Source organism: Streptomyces sp. NPDC040622 (assembly GCF_055593965.1).
The window spans coordinates 201,838-218,780 of record NZ_JBVIXD010000010.1 but is presented as its reverse complement, the minus strand read 5'-3'; the positions used below and the strand labels follow the sequence as shown (position 1 = coordinate 218,780).

The 16,943-nt window shown below is 72.4% G+C and carries 13 protein-coding genes; 8 read left to right on the top strand and 5 right to left on the bottom strand.

Translation table 11 applies throughout. The features are described 5' to 3' along the window. Positions 1-109: 109 nt before the first annotated feature. The 3 genes from ACZ592_RS28890 to ACZ592_RS28880 form a co-directional block, all read right to left on the bottom strand. Entirely contained in the window at positions 110-1,126 is a 1,017-nt protein-coding gene (locus tag ACZ592_RS28890) for an N-acetylmuramoyl-L-alanine amidase (RefSeq protein WP_471584580.1), read from the bottom strand. A gap of 22 nt (positions 1,127-1,148) precedes the next feature. Next, entirely contained in the window at positions 1,149-1,799 is a 651-nt protein-coding gene (locus ACZ592_RS28885; protein WP_471584579.1) for a class I SAM-dependent methyltransferase, read from the bottom strand. 132 nt (positions 1,800-1,931) lie between these two features. Continuing rightward, on the bottom strand, positions 1,932-3,680 hold the full coding sequence (locus ACZ592_RS28880) for an MFS transporter (protein ID WP_471584578.1): 1,749 nt from the start codon (positions 3,678-3,680) through the stop codon (positions 1,932-1,934). 262 nt (positions 3,681-3,942) lie between these two features. Here ACZ592_RS28880 and ACZ592_RS28875 point away from each other — a divergent pair, with 262 nt between their 5' ends. The 5 genes from ACZ592_RS28875 (at position 3,943) to ACZ592_RS28855 (ending at position 10,579) form a co-directional block, all read left to right on the top strand. Further along, the gene (locus tag ACZ592_RS28875; RefSeq protein ID WP_471584577.1) at positions 3,943-6,237 is read left to right on the top strand and encodes an acyl-CoA dehydrogenase family protein; all 2,295 of its coding nucleotides are present in this window, start codon (positions 3,943-3,945) and stop codon (positions 6,235-6,237) included. 29 nt (positions 6,238-6,266) lie between these two features. Continuing rightward, complete coding sequence (locus ACZ592_RS28870; protein ID WP_471584576.1) at positions 6,267-7,451, top strand: lipid-transfer protein; 1,185 nt, start codon at positions 6,267-6,269, stop codon at positions 7,449-7,451. A gap of 194 nt (positions 7,452-7,645) precedes the next feature. After that, positions 7,646-9,172 carry an MFS transporter gene (locus ACZ592_RS28865; protein WP_471584575.1) on the top strand — a complete coding sequence of 509 codons (1,527 nt, stop codon included), beginning with the start codon at positions 7,646-7,648 and terminating at the stop codon, positions 9,170-9,172. Between the two features lie 70 nt (positions 9,173-9,242). Then, on the top strand, positions 9,243-9,782 hold the full coding sequence (locus ACZ592_RS28860) for a SigE family RNA polymerase sigma factor (RefSeq protein WP_471584574.1): 540 nt from the start codon (positions 9,243-9,245) through the stop codon (positions 9,780-9,782). Further along, positions 9,779-10,579 carry a hypothetical protein gene (locus ACZ592_RS28855; RefSeq protein WP_471584573.1) on the top strand — a complete coding sequence of 267 codons (801 nt, stop codon included), beginning with the start codon at positions 9,779-9,781 and terminating at the stop codon, positions 10,577-10,579. Before ACZ592_RS28860 ends, ACZ592_RS28855 begins: the two co-directional genes overlap by 4 nt. 270 nt (positions 10,580-10,849) lie before the next feature. Here ACZ592_RS28855 and ACZ592_RS28850 read toward each other — a convergent pair whose 3' ends face one another. Both ACZ592_RS28850 and ACZ592_RS28845 read right to left on the bottom strand, forming a co-directional pair. Next, on the bottom strand, positions 10,850-11,482 hold the full coding sequence (locus ACZ592_RS28850) for a response regulator (protein WP_471584821.1): 633 nt from the start codon (positions 11,480-11,482) through the stop codon (positions 10,850-10,852). Between the two features lie 303 nt (positions 11,483-11,785). Next, positions 11,786-13,105: a sensor histidine kinase gene (locus ACZ592_RS28845; protein ID WP_471584820.1), complete on the bottom strand. Its 1,320-nt coding sequence runs from the start codon at positions 13,103-13,105 to the stop codon at positions 11,786-11,788. Positions 13,106-13,673: 568 nt separating this feature from the next. Between ACZ592_RS28845 and ACZ592_RS28840 the strand changes: the two genes are divergently transcribed. The 3 genes from ACZ592_RS28840 (at position 13,674) to ACZ592_RS28830 (ending at position 16,822) form a co-directional block, all read left to right on the top strand. Further along, positions 13,674-14,528 (top strand): MaoC/PaaZ C-terminal domain-containing protein, encoded by an 855-nt coding sequence (locus tag ACZ592_RS28840; RefSeq protein WP_471584572.1) that lies wholly within the window; start codon positions 13,674-13,676, stop codon positions 14,526-14,528. A gap of 64 nt (positions 14,529-14,592) precedes the next feature. Continuing rightward, positions 14,593-15,669: a Zn-dependent alcohol dehydrogenase gene (locus ACZ592_RS28835; RefSeq protein WP_471584571.1), complete on the top strand. Its 1,077-nt coding sequence runs from the start codon at positions 14,593-14,595 to the stop codon at positions 15,667-15,669. A 211-nt stretch (positions 15,670-15,880) separates the two neighbouring features. Next, positions 15,881-16,822 carry a 3-oxoacyl-ACP reductase gene (locus ACZ592_RS28830; RefSeq protein ID WP_471584570.1) on the top strand — a complete coding sequence of 314 codons (942 nt, stop codon included), beginning with the start codon at positions 15,881-15,883 and terminating at the stop codon, positions 16,820-16,822. Positions 16,823-16,943 lie beyond the last annotated feature (121 nt).

Here is a 16,943-nt window from a genome sequence, read left to right as displayed (position 1 = left end):
CGAAGCGCGGGGGTGGCCCCTCATCGTAGGGAGGACAATATCGTCCGGACCCTCGGGGTGTCTGCTCGGGATAAAGACGTCCACGCTTCGAAACGAAGACGTGTCCGCCCTATCCGCGCAGGAATCCCGTGATTCCCTCAGAAATGCCCTGTGCCGCCTTCTGCCGCCACGCGCCGCTGGTCAGCTGGGCCGCGTCCTTCGCGTCCCGCATGTTGCCGCACTCGATGAACACCTTGGGAACCGTGGAGAGGTTGAGGCCGCCGAGGTCCTTGCGGACGTCGAGTCCGGTGCCGCCGCCGACGTAGTTCGAGGGGGCGCTGCCCGTCGCGCCCACGAAGGTGCCGGCGATGCGCTCGCCCAACTCCTTGGAGGGGGCGACGATCGGGGAGGTGTCGGCCGAGCCGGACCGCACCTTCGCGGGCATGATCACGTGGAAGCCCCGGTTGCCGGCTCCGGAGCCGTCCGCGTGGACGGAGACGACCGCGTCGGCGTGCGCGTTGTTGCCGATCCGGGCGCGCTCGTCGACGCAGGGCCCCCAGGGGCGGTCGCCGTCCTGGGTGAACTTGACCGTGGCGCCCTGCTTTTCGAGCAGCGTGCGCAGCCGCCGTGAGACGTCCAGGGTGAACTTCGCCTCGGTGTACCCGGCGTTGGTGGACGTACCGGTCGTGTCGCATTCCTTGCGGTTCGTACCGATGTCGACCAGGCGGTTGATCTCGGAGGGGTGCCGGAAGTTGCCCGCGTTGTGGCCGGGGTCGACCACGACGACCTTGCCCTTGAGGGGGCCGTTGGCGGCGGGGCGGCCGGCGGGCGGCTTCGTGGCCGAATCGTTGTCGCCGTCGTCCTTGCCCTTGCCGTCCTTGTCCTTTTCCTCCCCCTTGTCGGTCTCCTTGGCGTCCGAGGGGGAGGCCGATGCGGAGCCGTGCGGCGCGTCCCGGCCCGCGGACGCGCTCGGCGACGCCGGCAGCGATCTCGCGGGCTCGTTCCCGTCCGGGCCGCTGGTCGCCTGGTAGACGAGCCACCCCGCGAGACAGGTCGGCACCAGCGCGGCGACGGCCACCGTCAGCGGACGGCCGATGCGGCGCCTGGGCGGCTGGGAAGGATCGAATTCCGGACCTACGTACGACACGGGGGTGAGCCTATCGGCGAGGTCAGATCCCCGCTCCCGTTCGCCGCAGCACGCGCAGCGAGTCCGTGGCGGAGACCTCGGTGAACGCGCCGGACCCCAGGGCCCTGAGGTAGACGCGGTACGGCGCCTGCCCGGTCATGATGTCCACCGGGTCGGGGAACACGTCGTGGATGACGAGCAGCCCGCCCTCGGCCACGTGCGGCGCCCACCCCTCGTAGTCGGCCGTGGCGTGCTCGTCCGTGTGGCCCCCGTCGACGAAGACGAGGCCCAGCGCGCCGCCCCAGGCCTTCGCCACCTGCGGCGAACGACCGACGACCGCGATCACGTGGTCCTCCAGGCCCGCCCGGTGCAGGGTGCGGCGGAACGTGGGCAGCGTGTCCATCCGGCCGACCTCGGCATCCACCGTCTGCGGGTCGTGGTACTCCCAGCCCGGCTGCTGCTCCTCGCTGCCCCGGTGGTGGTCCACGGTGATCGCGACGACCCCGGCCTGCCGGGCCGCGTCCGCGAGCAGGATCGTGGAGCGGCCGCAGTACGTGCCGACCTCCAGGAGCGGCAGGCCGAGCGCGGCTGCCTCGGTCGCGGCGGCGTACAGCGCGAGCCCCTCGCCGCGCGGCATGAAGCCCTTGGCCGCCTCGAAGGCGGCGAGAATCTCCGGCTTGGGCTCGACGGCCATGGCGTCCTCCGGGGCGTGCGCGGGTGAGGGTGGGTACGGGCGCCCATGATGCACGGCACCCCCGCCACCGAAGTGACGGGGGTGCGTGCGGTGCGGTCCTGCCCGCGTACGCGTGCCGCGTGCGCGGACGCCTCAGGCCGGGACGTCCGTCTCGTCCGCCGAGCCCGCGAGCGCCAGGTCGACCTGCACCGGGCGGTCGTCCCCGCGGTACGCCGCCGCCGAGGCGTGCGGCGCGTGGCCGGTGGCGGTGGCGGCCAGGACGTAGGAGCCGTCGGCGGGGACGCTGAGGGAGTAGCGGCCGTCGTCGTCGGTGAGGGCGGCGCCCGCCTGCTTGCCCCTGCGGTCGATCAGCGTGACCTTCGCGCGGGCGACCGGCGCGCCGTCGGCGCCGTGCACCCGGCCGTGGAAGCCCGCGAGCGCCTTGGTCGCGCGCTCCAGGTTGGCGTCCTCCTCGCTGCTCGCGCGCAACTGCGTGTGCGTGCTCGCCGCGCGGCGGGCGGAGGGCAGCATGAGGGCGAAGAGCAGGCCGATGACGACCGCGCCCGCGGCGATCAGGAACGAGACGCGGAAGCCGTGCATGGTGGGCACCGCGACCCCGCCGACGTGGTTCGCGGTGTTGGCGAGGACCATGCCGATCACGGCGCTCGACACCGAGGTGCCGATCGACCGCATCAGGGTGTTGAGGCCGTTGGCCGCGCCGGTCTCGGACGGGTCGACCGAGCCGATGATGAGGGCGGGCAGCGAGGAGTAGGCGAGGCCGATGCCCGCGCCGAGGAGCACCGCGATGATCACGGTCTGCCAGGCGGCGCTCATCAGGCCGAGGCCGGCGCCGTAGCCGATCGCGATGATCAGCATGCCGAGGATGAGGGTCACCTTGGGGCCGTACTTCGCCGACAGGCGGGCGTAGACGGGGGCGGTGAACATCATCGTCAGGCCGAGCGGCATCACGCAGAGGCCGGCGACGACCATCGACTGGCCGAGGCCGTAGCCGGTCGCCTTCGGCAGCTGCAGCAGCTGGGGCAGGACGAGCGAGACGGCGTAGAAGGCGACACCGACCATGATCGAGGCGAGGTTGGTGAAGAGGACGGAGCGACGGGCGGTGGTGCGCAGGTCCACCAGCGGCGCCTTCAGGCGCAGCTCCATCACGCCCCACAGGACGAGGACGACGGCGGCGGCGCCGAACAGGCCGAGCGTGGTGGGCGAGCTCCAGCCCCAGTCGCTGCCCTTGGTGATGGGCAGCAGGAACAGGACGAGCCCGGCGGAGAGGCCGAGCGCGCCGAACACGTCGAAGGTGCCCTCGGCGCGGACCGGGCTCTCGGGGACGAAGGCGAGGGTCAGCAGGATCGAGACGACGCCGAGGCCCGCCGCGCCGAAGAAGAGCGCGTGCCAGTCGGCGTGCTGGGCGGTCAGCGCGGCGAGGGGCAGCGCGAGGCCGCCGCCGACGCCGATGGAGGAGCTCATCAGGGCCATCGCGGAGGCGAGCTTCTCGCGGGGCAGCTCGTCGCGCATCAGGCCGATGCCGAGCGGAATGGCGCCCATGGCGAAGCCCTGCAGCGCGCGGCCCACGATCATCACGATCAGATCGTCGGTGAATCCGCAGATCAGCGAGCCGACGACCATCACGGCGAGGCTGCTGAGCAGCATCTTCCGCTTGCCGAAGAGGTCGCCGAGGCGGCCCATGATCGGCGTGGAGACGGCGCCCGCGAGGAGGGTCGAGGTCATGACCCAGGTGGCGTTCGACGGCGAGGTGGCGAGCAGCGCGGGCAGGTCCTTGATGACCGGCACGAGCAGCGTCTGCATCACCGCGACGACGATGCCGGAGAAGGCGAGTACGGGGACGACTCCGCGTATGCCGCGTGGGTGGGTCGTCGACATCGACATTACTGGGGGCCTCCGGGGCGGAAGAGGGCTCGGCAGGACTGCGTACAGCTGGTACGTGTAGCTCGAACCTGTTTCCCGGGGCGACTATTCCGACGGATGTCGTACCAGGGGAACTCTTGACCCTTTGTTAACCCGTTCATCACTCGGGCTGCCGGTGACCCCCCGAGCCGCGCCGCAACGCGGCGCGTATCTGACCTTCCGTCAGATTGAAACGTGTTCTACTCTGACGCCGTCCCGGCAGCTGCTACCGGCGAGGATGCGCATGGGGATCGGAATCACGCGGGAACAAGGGGAGTTGGCGGCGGCGGTACGCGGCTGGATCGCGCGTGCGGCGCCACCCGAGGAGACACGGAAACTGCTCGACGGCTCACCGTCCGGGGCAGTGCGCGGCGGCGAACCGCTCGACGGCTCACCCGGCGCACCGCCCGGTCCGGGCGAGGAGGGCGCCCCTCCCGGCGGCCGACGCCCCGCCCACTGGGACGGCCTCGCCGCGCAGGGGCTGCTCGGCGTCCACCTGCCGGAGGAGTGCGGTGGCGGGGGCGGGGACCTCCTCGACCTCGCCGTGGTTCTGGAGGAGGCGGCGCGGGCCGCGCTCCCCGGACCGCTCGTGGCGAACTCCCTCGCCTCGCTCGTGCTCCACCGCGCGGGCGCGCACGCGCTCGCCGCCGACCTGGCGGGCGGCGCCCGGATCGGCGCCGCCGCCCTGGACGCGGGCACCCTCACCGCCGTCTCCGGGCCCGACGGCTACGTCCTCGACGGCGCGGCGCCACCCGTCCTCTCCGGCGACGCCGCCGACCTGATCGTCCTGTCCGCGACGACGGCGGCGGGCCCGGTGTGGCTGGCCGTCGACGCCACCGCGCTGACCGTACGTACGCACGAGAGCGCCGACCCGACCCGGCCCACCGCCGAGGTGAGCGCGCGGGCCGTGCACGTCCCCGCCGACCGGGTGCTGGCCGTGGACTTCGCGGCCGTCCGCGACCTGGCCGCCGCCGTGCTCGCCGCCGACGCGTGCGGCACCGCGGCCTGGGCGCTGCACACCGCGGCCGAGTACGCCAAGGTGCGCGAACAGTTCGGGCGGCCCATCGGGCAGTTCCAGGGCGTCAAGCACCTCTGCGCCGACATGCTGATCCGTGTCGAGCAGGCCCGCGCCCTGGCCTGGGACGCGGCCCGCGCGGCGGACGAACCCGCCCTGCCCGACGACGTGCGGGGCCTGGTCACCGCGCTCGCCGCGGGGACGGCCCTGGACGCCGCGTACTCCTGCGCCAAGGACTGTGTGCAGATCCTCGGCGGCATCGGCTTCACCTGGGAACACGACGCCCACCTCTACCTGCGCAGGGCGGTCGTCGCCCGCCAGCTGCTCGGCGCGGGGGACGCGCACCGGCTGCGTGCCGTGCGGCTCGCCGAGGGCGGCGCGCGGCGCGAGCTGCGCCTGGAACTCCCGGCCGAGGCCGAGGCGTACCGCACCGACGCCCGCGCGGCGATCGACCCCGTACGTGGCCTCGACCCGGCCGCCGCCCGCAAGGCCCTCGCCCCCACCGGCTACGCGGCCCCGCACCTGCCGGCGCCGCACGGCCTCGGCGCCGGGCCCGTCCAACAGCTCGCTGTCCAGGAGGAGTTGAAGGCCGCTGGGGTGCGGCTCGGCGACCTCGGCATCGCGACCTGGGTGATCCCCTCCCTCATCGCGTACGGCACCGAGGCGCAGCGGGACCGCTTCCTCGCGCCCACTCTGCGCGGCGAGCTCCTGTGGTGCCAGCTCTTCAGCGAGCCGGGCGCCGGCTCCGACCTCGCGTCCCTGAGCACCCGGGCCGAGCGCGTCGAAGGGGGGTGGCTCGTCAACGGCCAGAAGGTGTGGACGAGCGCAGCCCAGTGGGCGGACCACGGCATCCTCCTCGCCCGTACGAACCCGTCGGCGCCCAAGCACAAGGGGCTGACGTACTTCCTCGTCGACATGAAGGCGGCGGTCTCCCGTGGAGGGCGCGGCAGCGACGGAACGTCCCCGGGCGGGTCCGGCATCGACATCCGCCCCCTCAAGGAGATCACCGGGGACTCCCTCTTCAACGAGGTGTACTTCGACGACGTGTTCCTCCCCGAGGACGCCGTCGTCGGACAGGTCGACGACGGCTGGCGGGTGGCCCGCGACACGCTCGGCAACGAACGCGTCCACATGGCCGACCAGTTGACGTTCGACACCGGCCTTGAGGCACTCATCGCACGCGCCGGCGAGCTCGACGGCGCCTACCGCGCGCGCATCGGGGCGCTCGCGGCGGAGGCGCACGCCCTCGCCTGCATCGGCCTGCGCACCACGATCCGGCAGGTGGCGGGCGCGGAGCCGGGCGCGGGCGCGTCCGTACGCAAACTCGTCCAGACCCCGCACCAGCAGAAGGTCGCCGAGCTGGCCCTCGAACTCCTCGGCGCGGCCGGCGCGGTGCGCGAAGGGCCCGGCGAGCGGGCGCTGCACGGCTTCCTGATGTCGCGCTGCCTGACGATCGCGGGCGGCACCACCCAGGTCCAGCTCAACGTCGTCGCCGAGCGGATCCTCGGCCTGCCCCGTGACTGACCCGCCCGTGACGGAGAGGAACGGAAGAGATGAAGGCGTACATCGTCGGTGTCGGGATGACGAAGTTCGAGAAGCCCGAGACGCGTGACTGGCAGTACTGGGACATGGCGAAGGAGGCGGGCGGCAAGGCCCTCGCCGACGCCGGGATCTCCTACGACCAGGTCGAGCAGGTCCCCGTCGGCTACTGCTTCCAGGCCTCCACCGCAGGTCAGCGCGCTGTCTACGAGCTCGGACTGACCGGCGTCCCCGTCTACAACGTCAACAACAACTGTGCGACCGCGTCCACCGCGCTGATGATGGCGCGGCAGTTCGTCGAGGGCGGTCTGAGCGACTGCGTGCTCGCCCTCGGTTTCGAGAAGATGGCGCGCGGCTCGCTCGGCGGGGGCGGCGAGGGCGACTTCAAGACGTCCCCCGTCGCCCGCCACTACGGGATCATGGCCGAGCGGCACGGCTTCGAGATGACCCCGCCCACCGCGCAGATCTTCGGCAACGCGGCCCGCGAGCACATGGAGAAGTACGGCACGACCGAGGCGCAGCTCGCCGCGGTCGGCGCCAAGAACCACCGGCACTCCACGAACAACCCGTACGCACAGTTCCAGGACGCCTACACCGTCGACGAGATCCTCGCCGCCAAGACCATCCACCGCCCCCTCACCAGGCTCCAGTGCTCCCCGACCTCCGACGGCTCGGCCGCGGCGGTCGTCGTCTCCGAGCGGTTCGTGGAACGGCACGGGCTCGCGGAGCGCGCCGTGGAGATCGCCGCCCAGGCCATGACCACGGACACCGGCGAGTCCTTCGCGTCCGGCTCGTGCATCGACGCCGTCGGCCTGCCGATGTCGCGGGAGGCCGCGCGCCAGGTGTACGAGGGGTCCGGGCTCGGCATCGAGGACGTGGACGTCGTCGAGCTGCACGACTGCTTCTCCGTCAACGAACTCCTGACGTACGAGGCGCTCGGCATGTGCGCGCCCGGCGCGTCCGGGAAGCTCGTCGAGAGCGGTGCGACGACATACGGCGGCCGGTGGGTGGTGAACCCCTCCGGCGGCCTCATCTCCAAGGGCCACCCGCTCGGGGCCACCGGCATCGCGCAGGTCGCCGAACTGACCTGGCAACTGCGCGGCGAGGCGGCGGCGCGGCAGGTCGAGGGCGCGCGGGTGGGGCTCGCGCACAACATCGGGCTGGGCGGGGCGGCGGTGGTGACGATGCTGCGGAGGTAAGGGGGGGGGAGGTAAGGGGGGAGGAAGGAGCGTGGGCGTGCGGGGGCTCGGCGCGGCCGTGCGGGGGCGCGGAGGGGGCGCGTGGACGGGCGCCGGGGGCCTGCGGACGGAGGAGGTCCTAGTCCTGTCGCCCGAGGACTTGTCGAGCGAATTCCCGATGCGTCGCTCGAGTATCGCTTGAGAGGATGGCTGTCATGGTCCAGACGTCCTCCACCGCTTACACGGCCGCCCCCGGCACCGGCTCCACTCCCTCTGCTCCTTCCGCCTCCTCCACCCCCTCCACCCCCTCCGTCTCCTCCTCACCGAAGAAGTCCGTTCCGGTGTGGGCGGTGCTGCTCGCCGCGTGCGCCGGCCAGTTCCTGGTCGTCCTCGACGTGTCCGTGGTGAACACCGCGCTGCCGTCGATGCGCTCCGACCTCGGCATGAGCGCCGTCGGCCTGCAATGGGTCGTCAACGCGTACTCCATAGCCTTCGCTGGGTTCATGCTGCTGGGCGGGCGGGCCGGGGACCTCTTCGGGCGCAAGCGCATGTTCGTCGTCGGGCTCGGACTCTTCACCGCCGCCTCGCTCGGCGGCGGCCTCGCGCAGGCCGAGTGGCAGCTCCTCGCCGCGCGGGCCCTGCAGGGCCTCGGCGCCGCCATCCTCGCGCCGTCGACCCTGACGATCCTCACCTCCGCGGTGCCCGAGGGCCCGGCGCGGGCGCGGGCGATAGGCGTCTGGTCGGCGGTCGGCGCGGGCGGCGGCGCGGCGGGCGGTCTGGTCGGCGGAGTCCTGACCGACCTGCTCTCCTGGCGCTGGGTGCTCCTGATCAACGTGCCGGTCGGCGCCCTGGTGATCGTCGCGGGACTGGCCTGGCTCACCGAGAGCAAGGCGGACCGGACGCGCCGCCTGGACGTGCCGGGCGCCGTGCTCGTGACGGCCGGCCTCGCCACCCTCGCGTACGGCATCGTGCAGACCGAGGAGAAGGGCTGGACGGCGGCCGCGACCCTGGTGCCGCTGGCGGCGGGCCTCGCGCTGCTCGCGGGCTTCCTCGTGGTGGAGGCGCGCACGAAGCTGCCGCTGATGCCGTTGAAGCTGTTCAAGGTGCGGACGGTGTCGGCCGCGAACGCCGCGATGTTCGTGTGCGGCGCCGGCATGTTCGCCATGTGGATGTTCATGACGCTCTACACCCAGAACGTCCTCGGCTACTCCCCGCTCAAGGCGGGCCTCGCCCTCATGCCGTCCTCGCTCACCGTGGTCCTCGGCTCGATGATCGCGCCGCGCCTGATGCCGGTGTTCGGCGCCAAGAACGTCTCCGCGCTCGGCATCGTGGTGGCCGCCGCGGGCTTCGGCTGGCAGTCGACGATGACGGTCGACGGCGCGTACGTCACGTCGATCCTGCTGCCCGGCATCGTGATGATGTTCGGCGCGGGCCTCGCCACCACCCCGCTCGCCTCGCTGGCCACGTCGGGCGCCAGGCCGGGAGACGCGGGGCTCGTGTCCGGCCTGGTCAACACCTCGCGCACGATGGGCGGCGCGCTCGGCCTCGCGGTGCTGTCCACGGTGGCGGCCGCGCAGATGCACGGCTCGACGTCGCGGCGGGCGCTCACCGACGGATACGCGATGGCGTTCCGCACGAGCGGGCTGATCCTGCTGGTGGGCGTGGTGGTGCTGCTCCTGTGGATGCCGGGGCGGCGGCGGGCGCGGGCGGATGCGCCGGCGGAGGTCTCGGCGGAGGGCTGAGGCGAGTCGGCCGCGCGGGGGAGGCAACGGTTTGTGAACCTCATGGACTCCACTGTGCAAGGAGGCATTCATGGGGGAGCGAAAACAGGCCGTGGACGGAGAGTTCCAGGGGTTCGTCACCAACCGCTGGTCGCAGCTGATGCGCACCGCGTTTCTCCTCACGGGGGAGCAGCACGCGGCGGAGGACCTGGTGCAGTCCTCCCTGGAGCGGACCTACGTGTCCTGGCGCAAGGTGAGCACCGCGGGCGACCCGGACGCGTATGTGCGCCGGATCATGATCAACACGCATGCGCGCAGACACCGGCGAAAGCTCAAGGAGTTCCTGTCGCTGCATGACGCGGCCCCGGTGCTCGACCGGCCGGAGCACGGCGACCGCATGGCGCAGGCGGACGACCGCGCGGCACTGCTGCGCGCACTCGCCCTGCTGCCCGCCCGCCAGCGCGAAGCGGTCGTCCTGCGGTACTGGGAGGACCTGAGCGAGACCCAGACCGCCGAGGCGATGGGCTGCTCGGTCGGTGCCGTGAAGAGCAACGCCGCCAAGGGGATCGCCAAGCTTCGCGCCATACCCGCACTGACCGAGAAGGTCGGCAGCCGAGGGGAGAAGTCATGACCAGGGAGCAGGAACCGGCACGGTGCGACGCCGGGCACAGCGACATCGCCCTCCGGCTCGCGGACGCGGCGGAAAAGGTGGAGGTCGGCACCGTTCCGTACGAGGCGGTGCTGCGCGGCGGCCGGCGCAGGAAGGCGCGCCGCTGGGTGGTCGGCGCCCTGGCGTTCGCCACGATCGCCGGCTCCACCGGTTCGCTGGCGCTCGCCGTGGTGGACGGCCGCGACCGCACGCAGGCGGCATCGGAGGAGGGCACGGCGAGCGAGCGGCACGTCTACCACCCGCAGTTCACTGCGCTGACGGAGATCAGCGACGGGACCGGGACCGACGTGGCCGGGATCGAGCTGCAGATGTGGGGCGCCCCGCGCAATGACGCGGAGGCGCGCGGCCAGAAGAAGGCGATGACCGAGGCCGGCGTGTGGGACGAGCGGACGACGGACCCCGTGCCCAACTTCGACCAGCCCTGGTACGCGATCGCTGTCAGATCCGGCGGCAAGGAGAAGGTGACGTCCTTCGGCCTCCAGGACAAGGACCCGGGCGGCGACGACGGACTGAGCTTCGCCTCGGTGCAGTTCGAACTGAAGGGCCGCGAGGTCACCGTCGGCCACGTCGGCCCGAAGACGGCCCGCGTCGAGTTCGAGCACGAGAGCGGCACGACGGAACCGGAGCTCCACAAGGCGGCGGGCTCCGACTACCTGTGGTTCACCTGGGAGGGGGGAGAGCCGGGCCATCCGGAAAAGATGCGGACCATCCGCCTCTACGACGCGAAGGGGAAGGTGGAGGTGGTGCAGAGGAACTGAGGGTGGGGCGGTGAGGTGAGTGGTGGGCCGGGTGTCGGAGGCCGGGGCGGCCCGGGGGCCTCGGGCCGTGGCGGCGACCGAGAACGGGGCGGACTCTGCGGGCAGGTGGGGGAGGGCGCGGCAGACGGGGACGGAACGCACGGCGGGCGGCCACGGCGGGCGGGTGAGCACGTCGGTCAGGACCGCACGCCGTGTCAGGACCGCACGTCGGTCAGGACCGCACTGCGGTCAGTGCAACCGCGACCGGCCACGCGCAGGGCAGCCGCCCGCTCACAGCCAGCCCTGCTGCCGCGCCTCCCGCACCGCTTCCATCCGGTTCCGCGTCCCCGTCTTCCCGATGGCCGCCGAGAGGTAATTCCGCACGGTCGACTCCGACAGGTGCAGTTTCTCCGCTATGTCGGCGACCGTCGCGCCGTCCACGGAGGCCTTGAGCACGTCCGCCTCGCGGCCGGTCAGAGGGCTCGGGCCCGCGCTCAGCGCAGCCGCGGCGAGTGCGGGGTCGATCACGGTCTCGCCCCGCAGCGCCCGGCGGATCGACTCGGCAAGCTCCTCGACCGGCCCGTCCTTGACCAGGAAGCCGACGGCGCCGGCCTCCATGGCGCGGCGCAGATAGCCGGGCCTGCCGAAGGTCGTGAGGATGAGGACGCGGCAGTCGGGGCACTCCTCGCGCAGGTCGGCCGCGGCGTCCAGGCCGCTGCGGCCCGGCAGTTCGATGTCGAGCAGCGCGACGTCGGGTCGTGAGGTCAGCGCCGCGTCGACGATCTCGTCGCCCGCGCCGACCTGGGCGACGACCTCGATGTCCTCCTCCAGACCGAGCAGCAGGGCGAGGGCGCCCCGCATCATGCCCTGGTCCTCGGCGAGCAGGACTCGCACGGATTTCGCTGGTCGGTGGTCCCGCGGCATCTCTTCCACGGGAGAAGAGTAGGGCGGGAGGGTGCCCGGGGCGCAGGTCGGCTCATCGGGGGCATGTCCAGGTCGCCGGTCGGCTGGCCGAGCGTGCCCGGGTCGTTGGACGGTTCATCCGCCCGCACGCCCGCACGCCCGCACGCCCGCACGCCCGGGCCGCCCGCCCACCCGGGCCCCAGGCCGACACCGCAAGCGTGCCCGACACCGCAAGCGTGCCCGGGGCCGCCCGACGACTCATGGGCCACGCCCCGGTCACCGGCAGCCGGCCACTGGCCGCCGGTCACCGGCCCCCGCCCAGGCTCAGCCGCTCCGCTCCTCCCGGGCACCAGCGGGGGCGCCCGCCTCCACGGGAACGGGGCCGGGAACGGAGCCGAGGTCCGGGTCGAACGCGGCCGTCGGGAGGACGGCCGTGACGCGGAAACCGGTGCGGGGGGCCGGTCCCGAGGCGAGGGAGCCGCCCGCCGCCGCGAGGCGTTCGGCCAGGCCCTTCAGACCGCTGCCGGGCACCCCCGTGCCCTCGCCGCGTCCGTCGTCCGTGACCACCAGACGGGTCTCTTCGGCGGTGCCCGCGACCTCGATCTCGCAGCGCGCGGCACCGGAGTGGCGTACGACGTTGGTGGCGGACTCGCGGACCACCCAGCCAAGCAGCGCCGCCGTCTGGGGGGCGAGGGGCGGGCCCGACTGGCGCACGACCGCCTCGATGCCCGCCGCGTCGAGGAGATCGCGGGCGTGGTCGAGCTCGGTGGCGAGGCTGCCCTCGCGGTAGCCGGTGACGGCCTCGCGGATCTCGGTGAGCGCCTGACGGCCGACGGACTCGATGTCGGCGACCTGGCCCAGCGCCGCGTCCAGGTCGCGGGGGGCCAGACGGCGGGTGGCCTCCGCCTTCACCACGATCACGGAGAGGGTGTGGCCGAGCAGGTCGTGCAGGTCGCGGGAGAAGCGGAGGCGTTCCTTCTCGACGGCGGTGCGGGCCAGCTCCTCGCGGGTGTCACGCAGTTCGCGGACGGCCTCGGACAGGGAGAGGATCGCGGCGGTGACCATGGTGGACAGGAACGTGCCGTAGGCGACGTTCAGCCCGCTCCAGCCGTCCCTGAACCCGCCGATGACGCCCGCGAGGACGCTCAGGGCCAAACCGATGGGCCCGAGGCCGCGCCCGCGCACGATCGCCCCCACGGCGAGGCCGAGCAGGGGGAAGAAGAGGAGCCAGTTGCCGCCGTACCCGGCGGCGAGGCCGACGGTGAGGAGGCCGAGCAGGATCAGGCAGACCAGGGTGGCGGGAGCCGTCCGCTTGCACTTGTCGAAGGCGCGGAACGCCAGGAAGACGTAGAGGGAGTTGAAGACGAAGATCCCGATGCCGCCGATCCAGGGATTGGGGGTCTCGCCCTGGAGGAGGTGGGAGAAGGCGCCGAGGCCCATCAGGAGCCAAGGCAGGAGCGCGAAGCCGTTGGGCGGCGGGCCGAACTGGTCGCCGTTCTTCACGTTCTTCACGTTCTTCACGTTCTTCCCGGTCCTGCGGCCCGCGCGCCGGTCGCGTTTGGCCCGCGCGTGCTCACTCCGCCATCCGGTGCGGGTGCGCTGCCCCTCGTGCATTCGGCAGCTGATCCTGTTCTTCCTGTACATGCCGGCGTTCCCCGTCCTCTGTGGCACGCGGTGCGTGCCGCCCGCCGTTACGGCAACAGGGTACGAACCGGAGGCCGACCGCCGGGGAACCTTCCGGCCGACCAGGCCGACCAGGCCGATCCGGTCGGTCCGGTCGGTCCGGTCGACCAGGCCCACCTGGCCGACGCCGTCCACGGCTCGCACGGTGCCGATGCCCTCGACGATTCCGTCGGCGGCCACCGCGGGACCGCCCTGTGATGTCGTCGTCGTGGCCGCAGCGGATGTCTTCGTCATGGCCACGACGCTACGGATCCGGGGTGCCGCGGCGGCAGATGCGGCTGTACGGACTCGGCCGGTACAAATGTCACCGCCCGGCGGTCAGCTCCGTATCTGACGTAACGTCAGGAGTCTGGCGTCAGGAGTCTTCACAACCATCAGGGCCTCGGCTATACATGGATTCGCCGGACTGGAACGCGTTCTAGAACGGCCCTGTTGCGACCTCGGTGCGGTCGACGGTGCGGACGGCCGCACCGAGGTCTTCGATCTGCCGTCCCACCCGTCTTCCCCGTCCGTCAGGAGCCGCAAGCCCATGCCCATTGACGCCGTGAAGGCCGTGGCCGCCGAGCCCCGGTCCGCCGAGATCACGTGGGACCACAAGGACATCCAGCTCTACCACCTGGGCCTCGGCGCCGGACGGCCCGCCACCGACCCCGACGAGCTGCGCTACACGCTGGAGTCCCGGCTGCACGTCCTGCCCAGCTTCGCCACCGTCGCGGGCGCGGGCATGGGCGTCGTCGGCGGCCTCTCCGCCCCCGGCATCGAGGTCGACCTGGCGGCCGTCCTGCACGGCGGCCAGAGCATCACCCTGCACCGGCCCATCCCGGTCAGCGGCAAGGCCGTCACCACGTCCCGGGTCGCCGCGGTGTACGACAAGGTCAAGGCCGCGATCCTTGTCCTGCGCTCCGAAGTCGCCGACGAGGACGGGCCGTTGTGGACGAGCGACGCCCAGATCTTCGTGCGCGGCGAGGGCGGGTTCGGCGGCGACCGCGGGCCCTCCACCCGCGTCCCCGCACCCGAGGGCGACCCCGACCTGGAGGTGGAGCGTGCCGTCCGCGAGGACCAGGCCATGCTCTACCGCCTCTCGGGAGACTGGAACCCCCTGCACGCCGACCCCGAGTTCGCGGCGCTCGCCGGCTTCGACCGGCCGATCCTGCACGGCCTGTGCACCTACGGCATGGTCCTCAAGGCCGTCGTCGACACCCGGCTCGGCGGCGATGTGTCACGGGTGCGCGGCTACAGCACCCGCTTCGCGGGCGTCGTCTTCCCCGGCGAGACCCTGCGCATCCGCATGTGGCACACCGAGGGCCGCGTGCAGGCCACGGTCACGGCAGTCGAACGGGACGACGCGCCGGTCCTGGCCGACACCGTCGTCGAACACACCTGAGTCAGCCCGGGCCGCCCGGCCCCGCTCGGGTCCGCCCGGATCTTCGTACGAGAGGAGCCGCACCATGCGCGCAGCCGTACTGCACGAGATAGGCCAGGAGAAGCTCGAAGTCCTCGACGACATCGAGACGGTGGGCTTCGGCCCCGGCAAGGTGAAGATCCGGGTCCGGGCCACCGGTCTGTGCCACTCCGACATCTCGGCGATGAACGGCGTGCTGCCGCAGCCCGCGCCGTTCATCCCCGGTCACGAGGGCGCCGGCGAGATCATCGACGTCGGCGACGGCGTGAGCGGCCTCGCCCAGGGCGACCGGGTCCTGCTGTGCTGGCTTCCCGCCTGCGGCGCCTGTCCCGCCTGCAAGCGCGGCCAGACCCAGCTGTGTCTCGCCGGTTTCATGAACGCGGGCACCCCCAACTTCAAGCGCCCCGGCGGCGACGTCTTCGGCTTCGCGGGCACCGGCACCTTCACCGAGGAGGTCGTCGTCGACGCCGGGTGCGCCGTGCCGATCCCGGACGACGTGCCCTTCGACATCGCCGCCCTGATCGGCTGCGGGGTGACGACGGGCCTCGGCGCGGCCATCAACACCGCCGACGTGGCGGCCGGTTCGTCGGTCGCCGTGATCGGCTGCGGCGGCGTCGGCATCTCCGCCATCCAGGGCGCCCGACTCAAGGGCGCGGCGCAGATCGTCGCCGTCGACCCGGTCGCCTCGCGCAGGGAGGCGGCGCTGAGGTTCGGCGCCACCGAGGCGGTCTCGCCCGACGAACTCGGCGACGCCAAGCAGCGGATCACCGCGGGCGAGGGCTTCGACTACGTCTTCGAGGTCGTCGGCAAGTCCGCCACGGCCCGGGTGGCGTACGAGACGACGCGGCGCGGCGGCACCCTGTGCGTCGTCGGCGCGGGTGCCATGGACGACCACCTCCAGCTCAACATGTTCGAGCTGTTCTTCGACGAGAAGCGCATCCTGCCCTCCATGTACGGGGGAGGGGACGTCCTCACCTCGTACGAGCGGGCCATCGCGCTCTGGCGGGCCGGCCGCATCGACCTGGCGGGTCTGATCACGCACCGCGTGCAGCTCGCCGAGATCAACGAGGCCCTGGACCAGATGCGCACGGGCGTCTCCCTGCGCACCTGCATCGAGATCTGACCCGCCCCACGTCCGACGAACCGCCCCGCATCCGAGAACCGCCCCGCATCCGAGAACCGCCCCGCATCCGAGAACCGCCCCGCATCCGAGAACCGCCCCGCATCCGAGAACCGCCCCACGTCCGAGAACCGCCCCACGTCCGAGAACCGCCCCACGTCCGAGAACCGCCCCGCATCAGCGAACCGCCCCGTCCAGCTTCGAAGGGACTTCGATGTCACTGCCACTTGAGGGCCTCTGTGCGATTGTCACCGGCGCGGGCCGCGGGCTCGGCCGCGCCGAGGCCCTGGAACTGGCCCGGCTCGGCGCGAGCGTCGTCGTCAACGACTTCGGGCAGCCGGGCCGCGACGGCTCGGGCGAGGCGTCCGCGACGCCCGCCGAGGAGGTCGCCGCCGAGATCCGCGCGGCGGGCGGGCAGGCCGTCGCGCACACCGGCGACGTCGCGGACCACGAACAGGCCCGTGCGCTCGTGCGGTCGGCGATCGACACCTACGGGAAGCTCGACATCCTGGTCAACAACGCGGGCATCCTGCGGGACCGGATGATCTTCTCGATGAGCGAGGCCGAGTGGGACTCGGTCATCCACGTCCATCTCAAGGGCCACTTCAACACGACCCACTTCGCGGCGGCCCACTGGCGCGAGCGTGCCAAGGCGACGGGCGGCCCGGTCTACGGGCGGATCGTCAACACCTCGTCCGAGGCCTTCCTCGCCGGGTCGGCGGGCCAGCCCAACTACGCGGCGGCCAAGGGCGGCATCGTCGGGCTCACCACGTCGACGGCGCTGGCCCTCGCCAAGTACGGCGTGACCGCCAACGCCATCTGCCCCCGCGCCCGTACGCGGATGACCGAGGACGTCTTCGCGGGCTTCCAGGAGCCGGGCGCGGGACAGCTGGACCCGCTGGCGCCCGAGCACGTCTCCCCGCTGGTGGGCTATCTCGCCTCGCCGGCCGCCGCCAAGGTCAACGGGCAGCTGCTCGTGGTCCACGGCGGCATGGTCGCCGTCGTGGAACGGCCCAAGGTGGCGGCGAAGTTCGACTCGGCGAAGGAGGCGTTCACCTTCGACGAGCTGGACGAGGCGCTCTCCCCGTACTACGCGGACCGCCCGCCGAACGAGACGTTCGCGGCGGCGGAGGTCCTGGGCCTCAAGCGGGGATAGCGGACAAGTAGAAAGGTCTCGGCTCCGTGTCGTCGACACAAGGAAAGAGGGGAGACACTTCTGTACTGGGGTTTTTTTGGTCTCCCCCGGCTCCAGAGCTCAAGGAATCAGGGGGTCCGGG